The sequence below is a fragment of the Arthrobacter sp. NPDC080073 genome, from assembly GCF_040686575.1.
In the GTDB taxonomy this organism is placed as follows: Bacteria; Actinomycetota; Actinomycetes; order Actinomycetales; family Micrococcaceae; genus Arthrobacter.
The window spans coordinates 319,688-334,252 of record NZ_JBFBKR010000002.1 but is presented as its reverse complement, the minus strand read 5'-3'; the positions used below and the strand labels follow the sequence as shown (position 1 = coordinate 334,252).

The following is a 14,565-nucleotide window of genomic DNA, read 5'->3' as shown; positions in this document are numbered from 1 at the left end:
GCATGACGCACACGGGCTGGAGCGATTTCAGCTTTGACGGCATCGGGACCGCGTGGGAAATCTCGACGCCGGAGGAACTCCCGGAGGAGGTGCGAGCCGGCTTGCTCGGCGTCGTGGCGGACTACGACCGAAGCTACTCGCGTTTCCGGGACGACTCCCTGATTACAGTGCTCGCCCGTGAACCCGGCACCGTGACTCTCCCGGCGGGGGCGGGCGAGCTCGAGCAGCTTTTCACAAAGCTGTACCGCCTCAGCAACGGCGCCATGACGCCTCTCATCGGCGGCAGTCTCGAGCGCCTGGGCTACGGGGCGGACTATGCCCTGCGACCCCTCGGGCACCCGGTGCCGGCACCGCGGTGGGAAGACGTCCTGGAGTGGAAGGGCTCTGCGATCTCCGCTTCCGCTCCGGTGGTCCTGGACATCGGCGCCGCAGGGAAGGGCCAGTTGGTGGACCTTGCGGCCGGGGTCCTGCGCTCAGCGGGAATCACGGAGTTCCTTGTCGATGCCAGCGGCGACATGCTCCATTCCGGGGCGGAACCATTGCGCGTGGCCCTCGAACACCCCTACGACCCCGCCCAGGCGATCGGCGTCGTCGAACTCTACAGCGGCGCGCTGTGCGCTTCCGCAGCCAACCGGCGCGCGTGGGGCGACGGACTGCACCACGTCCTCGACGGCGCGACCGGTCGCCCGATAGAGACGGTAGTGGCCACGTGGACCATGGCTGCCACCGCCATGGAAGCCGATGCCCTGGCCACGGCGCTCTTCATGGTGGATCCCGCGGTCCTTGCCAAGGAATTCGATTTCTCCTGGCTCAAGGTTTATTCGGACGGACACGCCGCCTATTCGGCCGGCTTCGAAGGGACACTGTTCTCATGATTGCCATCAAAGCGCGCGTGGATGCCTGGCTCGGCCATTTCACGATGTACCGGCTGATCCTCTGGGTCCTTGCCGTGCTCGCAGCGTACAGCATGGTGTTGAACGCCTTGGGCTGGCTAAGCTTCGGGCTGCCTGAAATGCTGGTCCACCTTGTGCTGTGCCTGGGTCTGACGTACGCCTCCAACCGGCTCGTTGCCATGCTCTTCAAGGTCCAGCCGCATTCGGAGTCCTCGCTCATCACGGGCCTTCTGTTGTACTTCCTGTTTTGGCCCACCGAGCTGATTCCCTCTGTCCAGATCCCCAATCTCGCCGGAGTCGCCGTGGCGTGTGTCGTCGCCTCGGCCTCCAAATACGTCTTGGCCTTCCGCGGCCGGCATATTTTCAATCCCGCCGCGGCGGGCGCCTTCATCGCCGGGCTCACCGGATTGAACATCGCCACGTGGTGGGCGGCAACTCCGGCCATGTTGTGGCTCCTGGTTCCCGGCGTGCTGCTGGTGCTGTACCGGACGCTGAAGGTGCTCATGGCCTGCGCGTTCCTCGTGGTGGCGGTGTCGGTGGTGTGCGCCGTGCTCCTGCGCGGCGGCATGACCTTGGGCTCGGCCTTGTGGCAGCCGATCTCGCAGCAGCCGCTGCTGTTTTTCGCCGGCTTCATGCTCACCGAGCCCCTCACCCTGCCTCCCCGCCGCTGGCAGCAAGTGTCGCTGGCCGTCGTCGTGGCGTTGTTTTTCGCCGTGCCTTACAACCTGGCGGGCGTCATCGCCAATTCGCCCGAGCTCGCGCTGCTCATCGGGAACCTCCTGGCATTCCTCATGGGACAGCGGGGCGGAATCATGCTGACGTTCAAGGGTTCGCGTCCCCTGACGCCCTTCACCACGGAATTCCGTTTTGAGCCGCGACGGCCGGTCCGTTTCCTCCCGGGGCAGTTCATGGAACTCAACCTTCCGCACTCGCCCTCCGACGGGAAAGGACGGCGACGGGTCTTCAGCATCACCAGCGCGCCGGACTCGCCCGAGATGACATTCGGCGTCGGCACGGCGGAACCTGTCTCCGCCGCCAAGCGCGCGTTGCTCGCACTGGAGCCTGGAGAGTGCGTGCAGGGAACCGCCGTGGGCGGCGACTTTGTCTTACCGCCCGACGCCGGCAAACCCGTGCTGCTCATCGCCGCGGGAATCGGGATCACGCCTTTCCTGTCCCAGCTCGCATCGCACGACTCCGCGCAAAGGGACATCGTCGTGTTGTATCTTGCCCCCGGCGCCGCCGAACTTGCCGGGAGCGACGTCCTGGCGGCCTCGGGCGCACGGATCATCGCCCGCCTTTCGGACGGTTCCCCGCCGCCGTCGTTCATGCACGACGCCGGGCGGAACCGCATCGACGGCGACTCCCTGCGGGAGCTCATCCCCGATATCGCCGAGCGGGACGTCTACGTCTCCGGGTCGCCGGCGAACGTCGATGCCCTTCGCTCTGCCGCCCGCCATGCCGGAGCCCGGCGAATCCATGTGGACGCTTTTGCGGGCTACTGACGGGGGGTGGCGTATTCCTCGTGGCGAGGATGGCCGCCGAGGTTCAACACGCACTCGCCCACACCTGGGTGATGATCCGTGATTAGGAGACACGCCCTCCAAGGCCGCACTGCTCTGAGGCCGAGGGTTGTGGGTTGGGTTCACATGTGTAGTCGGATGATGAAGAGGAAGTAGCACCAGACGGGCAGCGATAGCAGTGACAACACGGCCATCGCGCTGCGTACCCGTGATCGCTTATGCAGGATCACGGAGAGCAGCCTGAATGTGAGGATTCCGACGAGTCCTCCGACGAAGTTCAGGATCACGTCGTCGATGTCCGATGCTCCAACCCCGAACACGCCCTGGATGACCTCGACAGCGACGCTGACCGAGGCGACCGTAAGCATGGTCCGCCATACGGCCACCCGATGTGGGAGCCACGATGCGTAGACTCCGAGCGGGATGAAGATCAGGATGTTTCCCACGACGTTGGCGAACGCCACTCTCTCGGTGCCGGGAGAGTGACTGAACGCGTATTCCGCGATACTCGCGAACGGAATGAGATTGATCGACCTCTCCGAACCCGGTGCACGAGAGAACAGAAGCAGCTTCAGCAGGAAGGCCGCGTAGAGGGAGAAGACGGCGAAGATGGCCACGGTCTCCGCTTTCGCGCGTTTCGTGGCGAGTCGCCAACTCGGTCCGTCATCCGTGACCGCTGCGAGTTTCGGTTGTACACCCATCCGCACGACGGTACAGAGGGAACCTGCCTTGCTCCTGTGAGACCTGGATTCAACGCGTTCATTGTGCCGCATCCGACCGAAGTGGCTCCGGAAGGGTCCTTGCCCGTTCTCCCTTGCGGCGCTCCTGGCGGCGCCCCGTTTTCCATTGCAGCGCGGTGACCTGCTAAGCTCATGGACGTCCCTCCGGCAACGGACGGGAGCCCCGGATGCCCTCGTAGCTCAGGGGATAGAGCGTCTGCCTCCGGAGCAGAAGGCCGTAGGTTCGAATCCTATCGAGGGCACAACGAAAAACCCCGCCGGTTCCAGAAACCGGCGGGGTTTTCCTGCATCATGGCCGGGTTCTTGGGAACGGCAAGCGTGCGCATTGGTTTGTCTCACTGCTAGAGGACAGTGCCCTCACATGGTGCGCGCAGAACATCATGCTGGCCTGTTTGACGACATTTCCAAGGCAGCGCGAGCCGTCTAAACCACAGCGGTCTCGGATGGATCGTAGTGACGCCCTTTTCGAGTGCCCTCCTACGTCAGCTATTCTGCTTCCCTTCCAATGCCGTCCTGGATCGAGCGCCGGCCTTTGACGCAGGAGGCCCTAAGTTCGACACCTACCGGGGGGACAACAGAAACCCTGCCAGTTCAAAGTACCGGCGGAGTTTTGGCAAGACAAAGGGGCGCCGTAGCTTTCTCCCCTTGTTTGCCGTGCAAAAGTACCCGAAGGGCATTACTCACCGTGTCGCAAGCGCTTTCCCGCACCAAAGTAGGGGACGACGGCACAGGCCCCGGACCCGCCCTCGATCCGAACGTGTCCCGGACATGCCGCACCGGCCCGGCTAAAAAGTCGGTGGCCGCTCCTAAGCTGTTCGTACCCGTCCACCAGGTACGAAAGGGCTCGCCGTGATCTGTTCCATCGTTCCTCCCTATATGCTGCGAAGGCTGGCGGCCCAGCACGAGCCCCGCCTGCGGGCGATTGCCCGCGCAGCCAAGGAATCCCTGCTGCACATCAAGAACCTCCAGGCGGTCCGTGCGCTTCCGGTGCCGGTCCCTCGGCCGACGGCGCGCCAGGCAAAACCCGGGCCGCCCAAACGAACGATCTATGACGCCGGCTCCACCGAAGCCTTGCCCGGCAAGCTCGTCCGCAAAGAGAAAGGCCAGGCGACGGGCGACCCGGCCGCCGATGAAGCCTACGACGGGCTGGGCGAAACCCACGCTCTTTACGCAGGTGCGTTCAGCCGGAACTCGATCGACGGCGCCGGGCTGAAACTCGATGCCACTGTCCACTACGGCCAGCTGTACGACAATGCCTTCTGGAACGGCAGCCAAATGGTCTTCGGCGACGGCGACGGCGAGATCTTCCAAAGGTTCACGAAGTCCCTCAGCGTAATAGGGCATGAGCTCGCCCACGGCGTCACCCAGTACACGGCAGCCCTCGCCTACCGGAACCAGGCCGGAGCCCTCAACGAGTCCATGTCGGATGTTTTCGGGGCGCTTGTGGAGCAATATGCCAAAAAGCAGTCTGCTGCCGAGGCCAGCTGGCTGATCGGCGAGGGCTTGTTCACCGACGCCGTCCAAGGCACCGCGCTCCGTTCCATGAAAGCACCAGGGACCGCATATGAGGACGACGTGCTCGGCAAGGATCCGCAGCCGGACTCGATGGACAAGTACGTGCGCACCACCGCCGACAACGGCGGTGTGCACATCAACTCAGGCATCCCCAACCGGGCTTTCTCCCTTGTTGCCCTGGAGCTGGGCGGCAATGCCTGGGAAGCGCCCGGACAGATCTGGTACAACACGCTGACCAGCGGCTCACTGCCTGCCACGTGCACCTTCGGACGCTTCGCAAAGGCCACAGTGGCGTCGGCGGAGGAGCTCTTCGGCGCCGGTTCAGCCGAGCATGACGCGGTCCATAAGGCGTGGGAAACTGTGAAGGTAAAGCTCTAGCAGCACCCTCCGGAGCAGTGGAAGCCGCAAAACATGAAAATCACTGTCCAGCGCAGCGGTGGCGTCGCCGCGATCACCCGCGTCTGGACCGTGGATGCCGCCACTTCCGAAGACAAGCGACGATGGATGCCGATCGTGGAGGCGTGCCCTTGGGACCAAGTGCCATCCCGCGGCCAGGCCCGCGCGCTGGCGGCCGGGAAGGCAGCCGGGCAGGCGGACCGGTTCATGTATTCGATCCGTGCCGGACAACACCGGGCGACGCTTCCGGAGACCGATGTCACCGGGCCATGGCACACCCTCGTGGAGAACGCCAAGGTCGAGGGCCGGGAGACCCTCCGCCGCTAGCCCACTTCCGCCAACTGGCCGCGGAAAGCCCTGCGGTACGACTGCGGGCTGGTGGCCAGGACCTTGGCGAAGTGGTGGCGCAGCAGCACGGAATGTCCGAACCCGGCTTCGCGCGCAACCTCGTCGATGTTCAGCTCCGTGGTTTCCAGGAGTTCCTGCGCCCGGAGCACCCGTTGCGAGTTGAGCCAGGCCGCCGGTGTGGCGCCCGTTTCGGCCCGGAACCGGCGGGCGAAGGTCCGGGCGGACATGTGCACCCGGGCCGCCAGTTCGTTGACGCTGTGGTCACGATCAAGGTTCTCCACCATCCAACGCAGCAATGCCTCCATGGGCGCAGAGCCGCACGTGGGCATCGGCCGGTCGATGAACTGGGCCTGGCCGCCGTCGCGGTGGGGCGGAACCACCATGTCGCGCGCAATGGCTGCAGCGACATTGGCGCCCAACTCCACACGGACCAAATGCAGGCAGGCGTCAATACCGGCGGCCGTGCCGGCACTTGAGATGATCCTTCCGTCCTGGACGTAGAGCACATTTTCGTCCACGTGAATCTTCGGATACCTGCTGGCGAGGTCCTGCGAATAGTGCCAGTGCGTGGTGCAGCGGCGCCCGTCAAGGAGTCCTGCACGCGCAAGCGCGTACGCCCCGGAACAAATCGACATGACCCAAGCCCCGCGCGCATGCGCCGCCCGCAACGCATCCAATGCAGACTCCGGGACGTCCTCATCCCGTCCGTACGGGGCCATGATGACCAGGTCGGCATCGGCCGTAGCTTCCAGGCCCAAGGCGACATGCATCGACAGGCCCGACTTCATCTTCACCTCTCCAGGGATCGGAGTGCAGACCCTGAAGTCAAAACCGGGAACGCCGCTCCCCCGGTCCGCGCGGTCAATGCCGAAGACCTCGCAGGCCGTCCCGAATTCGAAGATCGAGAAGTTGGGAACAACAATGATTGCCACCGTTTTCAACATAGATCCAGTGTGGCAGAAAATTGCCTAAATGGGTCGTTTCTGCCACTGTTTCTTGAAGTGCACCAGGAACACGATGGAGTCATGGAGTTCATCGGAGTTTTGCTATTCATCGTCTTCCTCATCACTGCCGCCGGTTCCATCTCAGCGGTCCTTCGGGACGGCCGCGGCCACCTTCCCCCCGACCATTCCGAGCCTTGGACCTCGAGGGACCTGCCTGACAACTCATGCTGGACATTGCGCGCTTTCTAAGCACAGTCTGTCCCCGGACACGGACGACTTTTGTCCGCGTCGTGGGCTAGATTCGATGCCATGATCCAGACGTCCGCCAGGCTGCTGCAATTGCTGTCCTTGCTGCAGGTCCGGCGCGAATGGACCGGCCCGGCATTGGCCAACCGGATGGGTGTCACCGAGCGCACGGTCCGCCGCGATATCGACAAGCTCCGGAACCTCGGCTACCCCATCCATGCCTCGCCGGGCATAGCCGGCGGCTACCAGCTGGGCGCCGGGGCGCAGCTCCCGCCGCTGCTGCTCGACGACAATGAAGCACTCGCGGTCGCCTTGGGGCTGAACTCGGTGGCGGCAGGTCCCGTGGCAGGTATTGGCGAAGCATCGGTTCGAGCCCTTGCCAAGCTCGAACAGGTGCTGCCTGCACGTCTCCGCCCGAAGTTTGCGATGCTCAAGGCCGCAGTCACCACGCTGCCCAGCAACGCGGCGTCGGTCGACCCGCAGCAGCTCACGGTGGTCTCTGCTGCGATTGCGGACAAGCGGCAACTCAGTTTCGACTACGTCAAGGCCGACGGCGACACCGGCCGGCGCCTGGTGGAGCCATACCGGCTGGTGGACACCGGGCGGCGCTGGTACCTGGTCGCTTGGGACGTGGACCGGGAAGACTGGCGCACGTTCCGTGCCGACCGCATCGCCTCACTTCCGGGCGAACGGAAAAAGTACCTGCCGCGTCCCTTGCCAGCCAACGACCTCGCGGACTACGTCCAGCGGTCCGTGACCCGCTCGCCTTACCGCTACGACGTCGTCGTGCGCCTCCACGCCCCCATCGGCGAGGTGGCCGCCGTCGTCGGCCCGCAGCTCGCGAGCTTGAGCGACGACGGCGGGAACGCGACCCTGCTCCGCGCCGGCTGGGACAGCCTGGCCCAGCCCGCGGCGCACCTCGCAGCGCTCGACATGGACTTCGAAATCATCTCCCCGGAAGAATTCAAGGACTACGCGCGCACCATGGCCGGGCGACTGGAAAATGCCGCCGGGCATCGCGGACTGCAAGGCGACGCGCCGCCACAGTAGACTGTCAGCAGCCATGACACTTCATATTTCCTACCCCGCAGAGCTGCCCGTTTCCGAGCGCCGCGAGGACCTGATGGCGGCCATCGCCGCAAACCAGGTGACCATCATCGCCGGCGAAACCGGTTCCGGCAAGACCACCCAGATCCCCAAAATGTGCCTGGAACTCGGCCTCGGGGACAAGGGCCTGATCGGCCACACCCAGCCGCGCCGCCTTGCCGCGCGCACGGTCGCCGAACGCATCGCCTTCGAGATGGGCGTCGAGATCGGGCAGGAAGTGGGCTTCCAGGTCCGTTTCACCGGCGAAGTCAGCCGGGCCACCAAAATCAAGCTCATGACCGACGGCATCCTGCTGGCCGAGATCCAGCGGGACAAGCTGCTGCGGAAGTACAGCGCCATCATCATCGACGAGGCACACGAACGCAGCCTCAACATCGACTTCATCCTGGGCTACCTCAAGCGGATCCTGCCGCAAAGGCCGGATTTGAAGGTCATCATCACCTCCGCGACCATCGACCCCGAGCGTTTCGCGAAGCATTTCGGCAGCGAGGAAGAACCCGCGCCGATCATCGAGGTTTCGGGCCGGACCTACCCGGTGGAAATCCGCTACCGGCCGCTGTCCCAACCGGCATCCGGGGCCTCCGGCGACGATGAGGACGCGTCCGATGACGAGCTTGAGGAAGACCGGGACCCCCTCGACGCCGTGTGCGACGCCGTCGACGAACTCGCGCTTGAGGCGCCCGGAGACATCCTGGTGTTCTTCTCCGGCGAGCGCGAGATCCGCGACGCCGCGGAGGCCCTGAACGGCCGGATCCAAGCCAACCGCAGGCTGGCGGGCACGGAAGTCTTGCCGTTGTTTGCCCGATTGAGCCTGCAGGAGCAGCACAGGGTCTTCAACCCCGGCGGCAAGCGGCGGATCATTCTTGCCACCAACGTCGCGGAAACTTCGCTGACGGTGCCCGGCATCAAGTACGTCATCGACACCGGCACGGCCCGCATCTCGCGCTACTCGCACCGCACCAAAGTGCAACGGCTGCCGATCGAACGCGTTTCACAGGCATCGGCAAGCCAGCGTTCCGGCCGCTGCGGGCGCGTCTCCGAGGGTATCGCCATCCGGCTCTATTCCGAAGAAGACTTCGAGTCCCGCCCCCCGTTCACTGACCCGGAGATCCTGAGGACCAACCTCGCTGCCGTCATCCTGCAGATGACGGCGATGGGCGTCGCCCGCGGCCCCAAAGACGTCGAGAACTTCCCCTTTGTTGAGCCGCCGGACTCCCGTGCCATCAACGACGGCGTCACGCTGCTGCGCGAACTCGGCGCCCTAAGCGCGGCGCGCACCGGCGACGGCGGCACTCCCCCCGCCGTCGACGGCGGCAACGGGCGTACCAGCGGCGGCCTGACCGCCGTCGGGCAGAAATTGGCCCAACTCCCGGTCGACCCCCGGCTCGGCAGGATGATCGTGGAAGCCGGAAAGCGCGGCTGCGTGAAGGAAGTCATGATCCTGGCGGCTGCTTTGACCATCCAGGATCCGAGAGAGCGTCCGAGCGACAAGCAGCAGCTTGCGGCGGAGAAGCACGCACGCTTCCGGGACGAGAACTCCGACTTCACCGGATTCCTGAATCTGTGGAACTACATCCAGGAAAAGCAGCAGGAGCTTTCCTCCACGCAGTTCCGCCGGCTGTGCAGGAACGAGTTCATCAACTACCTGCGCGTCCGCGAATGGCAGGATCTCTTCCAGCAATTGCGCCAGCTCGCCAAGCCGCTGGGCATCACTATCGACAACAAGCGCGAGGCCGACCCCGTAGGCAACAACGAAGCAATCCATATCAGCCTGCTCTCGGGACTGCTGAGCCACATCGGCATGCTGGATGAACGCAAGCGCGAATACGCCGGAGCACGCGGCAGCCGGTTCGCCATCTTCCCGGGCTCGGCGTTGTTCAAGAAGTCGCCTGCCTTTGTGATGGCTGCGGAGTTGGTTGAAACAAGCCGCCTCTGGGCCCGGGTCGCGGCGAAGTTCGATCCTTTGTGGGCCGAGCAGGTTGCACCGGACCTCGTGAAGCGTTCCTACAGCGAACCCCACTGGTCCGCCCGGACGGGTTCGGTCATGGCGCACGAGAAGGTCATGCTCTACGGAGTTCCGATCATCCCGAACCGCCGCATCAACTACGGCAGGATCGACCCGGAGCTCTGCCGCGAACTCTTCATCCGGCACGCCCTCGTGGAAGGCGACTGGAAGACCCACCACAAATTCTTCCACCGCAACCGCGCCTTGCTCCACGAAATCGAGGAACTCGAGACACGGATGCGTCGCCGGGACATCCTGGTGGACGACCATACGCTCTTCGAGTTCTACGACGCCAGAATCGGCAAGGACGTGGTCTCCGAACGCCACTTCGACAAATGGTGGAAGGAAGCCCGCCAGCAGGACCCCACCCTGCTCGACTTCGACCAATCGCTGCTCATCAGCGAGGACGCCGAAGCCCTGGACGATTCCGCCTACCCGAAAACCTGGCTGCACAAGGGCTTTGAGTTGCCCCTGAGCTACGAGTTCCATCCCGTGGCGCCCGGCTCGCCGCCAAATCCCTCGGACGGTGTCACAGCCGAGGTTCCCGTGTTGTTCCTCAACCAGCTCGACGACGCCGCCTTCCGATGGCAAATACCCGGCCAGCGGGTCGAGCTCGTCACGGCCCTGATCAAGTCGCTGCCCAAACACATCCGCAAGAACTTCGTGCCGGCCCCGGATGTGGCCCGGCAAGCTGCTGCTGCCTTGGAAACCGACTTCGATCCTGCATCAGACGATCTTGAGGCCTCGCTTGAGCTGGTGCTGCGCCGCATCCGGGGACACATCATCCCTCCGGGATCGTGGAATTGGGACGCCGTTCCGGCGCACCTGCGCGTCAGCTTCAAAGTTGTGGACAGCCGCGGCAAGGTGCTCGACGAAGGCAAGGACCTTGCCGCGCTCCAGGAGCGGCTGGCCCCGGCTACCCGCCGGGCCATCGCCGAATCCCTCGGGGCAACACCTGCGACGACGGCACGCGCCAACGCTCCGAAGGGCGGCCCACGTGCCGGGGGCGCCGGAGCCTCCGGCGGAAACGGCGGCGGCGCGGCCCCGCAGTCCGCCGGTTTCCTGTCGGAGCAAACCGGCCTCACCGAGTGGACTTTCGGAGCCATCGAACGCCAAGTGACGCGCACAGTGAAGGGGCACGATGTCACGGGCTTTCCCGCTCTCGTTGACGAGGGCAAATCCGTGGCATTGCGCGTGTTCCAGACCCGGGCAGAGCAGGAGTCGGCGATGCGCGGCGGCGTGATCCGGCTGCTTGCCCTTCGGGTTCCCGCCCCGGACCGCTACGTCCTGGAACATTTGAGCAACACGGAGAAGTTGACGTTCAGCCAGAACCCCCATGGTTCGGTGAGCGCCTTGATCGCGGACTGCGTCCTGGCGGCCATCGACAAGCTGACTCCGGCCGAACTTCCTTGGGACAGGGCCGCGTTCGATGCCCTGTACGAGCTGGTCCGGGCCGAACTGATCGACACCGTCTTCACGGTGACCGCCGTCGTCGAGCGCATCCTGGGGAGCACCCGGCGGATCGAGAAGCAACTCAAGGCCGGCACGAGCCTCGCCTTGATCAGTGCCCTCAACGATATGAAGAGCCAACTGGAGCAACTCGTGTTCCCTGGTTTTGTGGCACAGACGGGCTACGCCCAGCTGAGCCAGCTGCCGCGGTATTTGGCCGGAATCGAGAAGCGCCTCGAAAAGCTCCCCAACAACGTGCAGCGCGACGGGCTGAACATGTCGGTGGTGCAGGCGTTGGAGGACGACTACGACGACGCCGTTTCCGCGTTCCTGCCCGGCCGACGGGCAGGAGCGGAGTTAACACGGGTGCGCTGGATGATCGAGGAACTCCGCGTGAGCCTCTTCGCCGTCGAGCTCGGCACGGCCTACTCGGTCTCGGAAAAGCGTATCCGGACGGTGCTCAACCAGGCGTTGGCACCCGCGTAGGCCCCGCGAGCGGCTAAGACACCCGCTCCTGCACTTATGCCCCAAATCCAAACGCTCGCTCACTTATCTGCCCCCAAATCCACACGCTCGCTCACTTATCTGCCCCCAAACCCAAACGCTCGCTCACTTATAGCGGTCTTTCTGTCGACCCTCATGCACTAATGAAGGGATCTAAACCGAAACCTTCCTGCACATGTAGTGCGGAAAGGTTTCGGGCTTTCCCACAAAGGTGAGCGAGCGTTTGGGAAAAGGGCCACAAAGGTGAGCGAGCGTCGCCCCGGTACCGGGCCGCATCCATTCAGCAAGCATCCGCCGGCGTTCTGCGGCGTCGGGCCTCAGTCCGCCGGAACGAACTCTCCGTGCCCGGCAGCGACAAGGCCGGCCCGGAGCTTGGCCGCATTGGCGTCAAGCCGGGCAGGGTCCGGGTTGTGTTCCACGGACCCGAAGTCGAAATCGGCCAGGGACGTTGCCGGGAACACATGCACGTGGAAGTGCTCCACTTCGAAGCCGACAACGGACAGGCCTGCCCGGGGTGCGCCGAACGCCTCAACCTGGGCCTGTCCGATTGATTGCGCAACGGCCATGACCTTGTTGAGGAGCTCCGGGGCGGCGTCGGTCCAGCGGTCCACCTCCTGGCGCGGCACCACGAGCGTGTGCCCGTCGGTGAGCGGGGCGATGGTCAGGAAGGCCACTACGTCGTCGTCCTTCCAGACAAAACGTCCGGGAATCTCGCCATTGATGATCTTGGTAAACAGGGTGCTCATACGTCTGCCTTTTCCGAAGCGGGCTGAAGGGTCTTGGTATCGAGGACGAAACGGTATTTGACGTCGCCGGCAACCATGCGGTCGTACGCTTCATTGAGTTGCCGCGCAGTGACGACTTCGACATCGCTGACTATGCCGTGCTCGGCACAGAAGTCCAGCATTTCCTGGGTCTCGGCAATGCCGCCGATCAACGAACCTGCGTAGGAGAGCCGGCGCCGGATCAGCGCGCCCGGACTGACCGGCGGCATGTCGGCAGGAGGGAGCCCCAATTGGAAGAGGGCACCGTTCACCCGCAGGGTGCGGAAATACGGGTTGAGGTCGTGCGGCGCCGCTACGGTGTCGATAATGACGTCGATGGAGCGGTTGGCGCCTTCCATGGCTTCGGGATCCTTCGAGAGGATCACGTCGTCGGCGCCAAGTTCTATTGCCGCCTCGAACTTGGCCTCCGAGGTGGTGAAGACCACGACGTGCGCCCCCATGGCCTTCGCAATCTTGACCGCCATGTGGCCCAGTCCGCCGAGTCCGATGACGCCCACCACGTCCCCCTCCTCGACGTCGAAATAGCGCAGCGGCGAGTAGGTGGTGATGCCTGCGCACAACAACGGCGCCGCCGCTGCCGGGTCAAGGGCCTCGGGCACGCGCAGCACGAAGCGGCGGTCAACCACCACCGAGGTCGAGTAACCGCCCTGGGTGACGGAGCCGCCGTTCCGGGCATCCCTGACCCCATAGGTGCCCACGTTTCCGCGTTCGCAATACTGCTCCAGGCCTTCGAGGCAGCTGCCGCACTCGCGGCAGGAATCCACCAGGCAGCCGACGCCCACCAGGTCTCCCGGCGCGAAGTCGTCGACGGCGGAGCCCACGCTGCGGACCCGGCCCACGATTTCGTGGCCGGGGATCAAAGGATAGCTCTGCACCCCCCATTCGCCCCGTGTCGCGTGGACATCGGAGTGGCAGAGGCCGCAGAAGTCGATCTCGATTTCGACGTCGTCTTCCTTGGGGACGCGGCGGGCCACGGTCAGCGGGACAAGGCCGCTGACAGCAGAAGTGGCGCCGTACGCAGCCGCGAGCGTCGGCGAGCCCTGCGCGGCCGAGGGTGCCGACGGGGCGGGGTCCGCTGTCTCGTCACTCACGACGAGCGGCTTGCCAAGGGGTGGAGGAACGGGGCGTCCGGGAGTCATGCCTCGACGCTACCCCTGCGGGCTGATTCTTTGCCACTCCGCGCTGCCACGCCCGCCGGCTTCGCCGCGTCCGAGGCTCACTGGCCCGGAGTACCTTGGGGCGCTGCTCCGGTGACCACCCGGTTGGAGTCGAGGGAGGACCACTGCGAAAAGGAGCCCGGGAAGAGGGCTGCTTTGAATCCTGCGATTTCGAGGGCGGCGATCTCGTGCGCTGCCGTCACCCCGGAGCCGCAATAGACCGCCACCTTGCTGCCCTCGTCGATTCCCAACGCAGCAAATCTGTCGCGGAGCTGGGCCGCGCGGAGGAACGTGCCGTCCGGTCCGAGGTTTCCGGCTGTGGGGGCGCTCAGCGCGCCCGGAATGTGCCCGGCGCGGGGATCAATGGGTTCGATTTCGCCGCGGTAGCGCTCCCCGGCCCGGGCATCGAGAAGGATTCCGTGGTGGTGCCAGTCGGCTGCCTCGTGCATGGCGATGGCATCCATGTGGCCGTGTCCAAGCACGACGTCGCCCGGAACCGGTCGCTGCTCGTCCTGCGCCAGGGGGTGGCCAGCCGCGCGCCAGGCACCCAATCCGCCGTCGAGCAGGAAGACGGAAGGGAAACCGGCGTCCCGGAGCAGCCACCACAACCGCGCCGCCGCCGTGCTGCCGCTGTCGTCGTATGCAACCACGGTGTCGCCGTCGTTGATGCCCCAGGCCCGGGCGCTCCGCTGCAGCGCTGCGGTGGACGGCAAAGGGTGCCTGCCCTGGCCCTCGGCCGCGGGATCAGCGAGTTCGTGATGCAAGTCCACATAGACTGCGCCCGGAATGTGGGCCTGGCGGAAATGCGAATGGCCGTGCGGATCGCCCAACGCCCACCGAACGTCGAGCAAGACGGTCCGCTTGCCCGCATCCATGCGGTCCTTGAGTGCGGTGACGTTCATGATCGTGGCCATCAAATCTCCTTCGTTTTCCCGTCTCTACCAAACGACGTCGAC

Annotated in this window: 11 protein-coding genes and 1 tRNA gene; 7 read left to right on the top strand and 5 right to left on the bottom strand. The window is 64.9% G+C overall.

Annotated elements, in window-relative coordinates; genetic code table 11:
• Window positions 1-2: 2 nt before the first annotated feature.
• Together AB0O52_RS03705 and AB0O52_RS03700 are read left to right on the top strand one after the other, a co-directional pair.
• A complete protein-coding gene (locus tag AB0O52_RS03705) occupies window positions 3-875 on the top strand; it encodes an FAD:protein FMN transferase (protein WP_364533500.1) in 873 nt (290 codons plus the stop codon).
• Entirely contained in the window at window positions 872-2,395 is a 1,524-nt protein-coding gene (locus AB0O52_RS03700) for an FAD-dependent oxidoreductase (protein ID WP_364533497.1), read from the top strand. Before AB0O52_RS03705 ends, AB0O52_RS03700 begins: the two co-directional genes overlap by 4 nt.
• A gap of 140 nt (window positions 2,396-2,535) precedes the next feature.
• On the opposite strand, the gene AB0O52_RS03695 is transcribed toward AB0O52_RS03700, so the two are convergent.
• Complete coding sequence (locus tag AB0O52_RS03695) at window positions 2,536-3,114, bottom strand: VanZ family protein (protein WP_364533494.1); 579 nt, start codon at window positions 3,112-3,114, stop codon at window positions 2,536-2,538.
• A gap of 208 nt (window positions 3,115-3,322) precedes the next feature.
• Between AB0O52_RS03695 and AB0O52_RS03690 the strand changes: the two genes are divergently transcribed.
• The 3 genes from AB0O52_RS03690 to AB0O52_RS03680 all read left to right on the top strand — a co-directional run bounded on the left by AB0O52_RS03690 (window position 3,323) and on the right by AB0O52_RS03680 (window position 5,391).
• Window positions 3,323-3,395 (top strand) — tRNA-Arg (locus AB0O52_RS03690).
• A gap of 634 nt (window positions 3,396-4,029) precedes the next feature.
• Window positions 4,030-5,046 carry a M4 family metallopeptidase gene (locus tag AB0O52_RS03685; RefSeq protein ID WP_364533491.1) on the top strand — a complete coding sequence of 339 codons (1,017 nt, stop codon included), beginning with the start codon at window positions 4,030-4,032 and terminating at the stop codon, window positions 5,044-5,046.
• Between the two features lie 33 nt (window positions 5,047-5,079).
• Window positions 5,080-5,391: a protealysin inhibitor emfourin gene (locus AB0O52_RS03680; protein ID WP_364533488.1), complete on the top strand. Its 312-nt coding sequence runs from the start codon at window positions 5,080-5,082 to the stop codon at window positions 5,389-5,391.
• Here AB0O52_RS03680 and AB0O52_RS03675 read toward each other — a convergent pair.
• Entirely contained in the window at window positions 5,388-6,356 is a 969-nt protein-coding gene (locus AB0O52_RS03675) for a helix-turn-helix domain-containing protein (RefSeq protein ID WP_364533485.1), read from the bottom strand. The genes AB0O52_RS03680 and AB0O52_RS03675 overlap by 4 nt on opposite strands.
• Window positions 6,357-6,665: 309 nt before the next feature.
• Between AB0O52_RS03675 and AB0O52_RS03670 the strand changes: the two genes are divergently transcribed.
• Both AB0O52_RS03670 and hrpA read left to right on the top strand, forming a co-directional pair.
• Entirely contained in the window at window positions 6,666-7,652 is a 987-nt protein-coding gene (locus AB0O52_RS03670; RefSeq protein WP_364533482.1) for a YafY family protein, read from the top strand.
• Window positions 7,653-7,665: 13 nt separating this feature from the next.
• Entirely contained in the window at window positions 7,666-11,649 is a 3,984-nt protein-coding gene (gene hrpA / locus AB0O52_RS03665; RefSeq protein ID WP_364533479.1) for an ATP-dependent RNA helicase HrpA, read from the top strand.
• A gap of 335 nt (window positions 11,650-11,984) precedes the next feature.
• Here hrpA and AB0O52_RS03660 read toward each other — a convergent pair whose 3' ends face one another.
• The 3 genes from AB0O52_RS03660 to AB0O52_RS03650 all read right to left on the bottom strand — a co-directional run bounded on the left by AB0O52_RS03660 (window position 11,985) and on the right by AB0O52_RS03650 (window position 14,523).
• Window positions 11,985-12,413 carry an HIT family protein gene (locus AB0O52_RS03660; RefSeq protein ID WP_364533476.1) on the bottom strand — a complete coding sequence of 143 codons (429 nt, stop codon included), beginning with the start codon at window positions 12,411-12,413 and terminating at the stop codon, window positions 11,985-11,987.
• Window positions 12,410-13,591, bottom strand: coding sequence for an NAD(P)-dependent alcohol dehydrogenase (locus tag AB0O52_RS03655; protein ID WP_364533473.1), 1,182 nt, complete (start codon window positions 13,589-13,591; stop codon window positions 12,410-12,412). Before AB0O52_RS03655 ends, AB0O52_RS03660 begins: the two co-directional genes overlap by 4 nt.
• A gap of 77 nt (window positions 13,592-13,668) precedes the next feature.
• Window positions 13,669-14,523 (bottom strand): sulfurtransferase, encoded by an 855-nt coding sequence (locus tag AB0O52_RS03650; RefSeq protein ID WP_364533470.1) that lies wholly within the window; start codon window positions 14,521-14,523, stop codon window positions 13,669-13,671.
• Window positions 14,524-14,565 lie beyond the last annotated feature (42 nt).

Bases quoted from the DNA above. Each gene is read 5' to 3' on its own strand.
- AB0O52_RS03705 (WP_364533500.1), top strand. From the start codon at position 3: ATGACGCACACGGGCTGGAGCGATTTCAGCTTTGACGGCATCGGGACC.
- AB0O52_RS03700 (WP_364533497.1), top strand. From the start codon at position 872: ATGATTGCCATCAAAGCGCGCGTGGATGCCTGGCTCGGCCATTTCACG.
- AB0O52_RS03695 (WP_364533494.1), bottom strand. From the start codon at position 3,114: ATGGGTGTACAACCGAAACTCGCAGCGGTCACGGATGACGGACCGAGT.
- AB0O52_RS03685 (WP_364533491.1), top strand. From the start codon at position 4,030: ATGCTGCGAAGGCTGGCGGCCCAGCACGAGCCCCGCCTGCGGGCGATT.
- AB0O52_RS03680 (WP_364533488.1), top strand. From the start codon at position 5,080: ATGAAAATCACTGTCCAGCGCAGCGGTGGCGTCGCCGCGATCACCCGC.
- AB0O52_RS03675 (WP_364533485.1), bottom strand. From the start codon at position 6,356: ATGTTGAAAACGGTGGCAATCATTGTTGTTCCCAACTTCTCGATCTTC.
- AB0O52_RS03670 (WP_364533482.1), top strand. From the start codon at position 6,666: ATGATCCAGACGTCCGCCAGGCTGCTGCAATTGCTGTCCTTGCTGCAG.
- hrpA (WP_364533479.1), top strand. From the start codon at position 7,666: ATGACACTTCATATTTCCTACCCCGCAGAGCTGCCCGTTTCCGAGCGC.
- AB0O52_RS03660 (WP_364533476.1), bottom strand. From the start codon at position 12,413: ATGAGCACCCTGTTTACCAAGATCATCAATGGCGAGATTCCCGGACGT.
- AB0O52_RS03655 (WP_364533473.1), bottom strand. From the start codon at position 13,591: ATGACTCCCGGACGCCCCGTTCCTCCACCCCTTGGCAAGCCGCTCGTC.
- AB0O52_RS03650 (WP_364533470.1), bottom strand. From the start codon at position 14,523: ATGGCCACGATCATGAACGTCACCGCACTCAAGGACCGCATGGATGCG.